Source organism: Neisseria sp. P0001.S005 (genome assembly GCF_051963715.1).
In genome coordinates this window covers 1-1,932 of record NZ_JBQCTZ010000362.1, presented here as the reverse complement: position 1 = coordinate 1,932, position 1,932 = coordinate 1, and the positions used below count along the sequence as shown (strand labels likewise).

Annotated in this window: 2 protein-coding genes; both read left to right on the top strand. The window is 55.9% G+C overall.

What is annotated here, in order from left to right:
* Positions 1–654: 4-hydroxy-tetrahydrodipicolinate reductase (gene dapB / locus ACTHSP_RS20150; protein WP_440346787.1), on the top strand; the 654-nt coding region annotated here is incomplete at its 5' end.
* An 89-nt stretch (positions 655–743) separates the two neighbouring features.
* A complete protein-coding gene (gene prmA / locus ACTHSP_RS20145) occupies positions 744–1,631 on the top strand; it encodes a 50S ribosomal protein L11 methyltransferase (protein ID WP_004520996.1) in 888 nt (295 codons plus the stop codon).
* Positions 1,632–1,932 lie beyond the last annotated feature (301 nt).

Sequence of the window (1,932 nt, the reverse complement as noted above, 5' to 3'; positions counted from 1 at the left end):
CTCAAAACCGGCGTTGCCATTTCAGACGACGTGGATGCCGTACTGGCTCAAAGCGATGTCCTCATCGACTTTACCCGTCCCGAGCCAACCCTGAAACACCTGCAAAAATGCGTGGAAAAAGGCGTCAACATCATCATCGGCACGACCGGTTTTGACGACGCAGGCAAAGCCGCCATCCAAGCCGCAGGCGAGAAAACAGGCGTCGTCTTCGCAGCCAACTTCAGCGTCGGCGTCAACCTGACCTTCCATATCCTCGACACCGTCGCCCGCGTGTTGAACGAAGGCTACGACATCGAAATCATCGAAGGCCACCACCGCCACAAAGTCGATGCCCCAAGCGGTACCGCGTTACGCATGGGTGAAGTCATTGCCGACGCACTCGGCCGCAACCTCAAAGAATGCGCCGTTTACGGCCGCGAAGGCCACACCGGCCCGCGCGATCCGTCCACCATCGGTTTTGCCACCGTCCGCGCAGGTGACATCGTCGGCGACCACACCGCCCTCTTCGCCACCGACGGCGAGCGCGTGGAAATCACCCACAAGGCCAGCAGCCGCATGACCTTTGCCGCCGGTGCCGTACGCGCCGCAGTTTGGGCAAACGGCAAAAAAGGCCTGTACGATATGCAAGACGTATTGGGTTTGAAAAACCGATAAACCTGCATCATCAGGTTTCATACCTTACAAGGCCGTCTGAAAGCACAACGTCGATTTTCAGACGGCCTTATTAAAAAGAAAGCCCCACCATGTCCTATCAACAAATCACCATCAACGTCAACGATGCCGTCGCCGAACGCCTTGCCGACGCGCTGATGGAACACGGCGCATTGTCCGCCGCCATTGAAGATGCCTACGCCGGTACAGAAAACGAGCAGGCCATTTTCGGCGAACCGGGCATGCCGACTGAGCAAATCTGGCAACAAAGCAAAGTCATCGCCCTTTTCGGCGAAAGCGACGATGCCGCTTCCATTATCGAAGCCGCCGCGCAGGAATGCGGTTTGAACGATTTGAAATACACCGGCGAAATCCTTGAAGATCAAGACTGGGTACGCCTGACCCAAGCGCAATTCGACCCGATTCAAATTTCCGACCGCCTGTGGATTACCCCATCTTGGCACGAAGCGCCCGACGGCAACGCCGTCAACCTGCAACTCGACCCTGGCCTTGCCTTCGGCACAGGCAGCCATCCGACCACCCGCCTCTGCCTCAAATGGCTGGACACGCAGCTCAAAGGCGGCGAAAGCGTATTGGACTACGGCTGCGGCTCAGGCATTTTGGCCATTGCCGCCCTCAAACTCGGTGCAGGCTCCGCCATCGGCGTGGATATTGACGAACAAGCCATCCGCGCCAGCAAAGACAATGCCGCGCAAAACAACGTCGACGCGCAGTTCTACCTGCCGGACGGCCTACCGCAAGGCCAATTTGATGTCGTTGTCGCCAACATTCTGGCCAACCCGCTGCGGATGCTCGGCGAAATGCTTGCCGCGCGTACCAAACAAGGCGGCCGCATTGTCTTGTCCGGTCTTTTGGACGAACAAGTCGAAGAACTCAGCGGCATTTACAGCCAATGGTTCGACATCGAGCCTGCCGAAATCGAAGAAGGCTGGGCGCGATTGAGCGGTGTCAAACGCTAAACCTGTTTTCCGATACAAAGGCCGTCTGAAATTTCATCTTTCAGACGGCCTTTTTGCACTTAAAACGCTGAATATTCCAGCAAAATCAGGTATAATTGCCTATTATTTTGACCTTTCGGAACACATCCGCCGCGCCCGTTTGACATTTCATTGCGCGTACGGAAAAATTCCTTGAAATTCAGCAAGAAAAGACCATGACTGACCAAAAACACGAAGAATACGGCGCCGACAGCATACAAGTGCTGGAAGGCTTGGAAGCGGTACGCAAACGCCCCGGTATGTATATCGGCGACACGCAGGA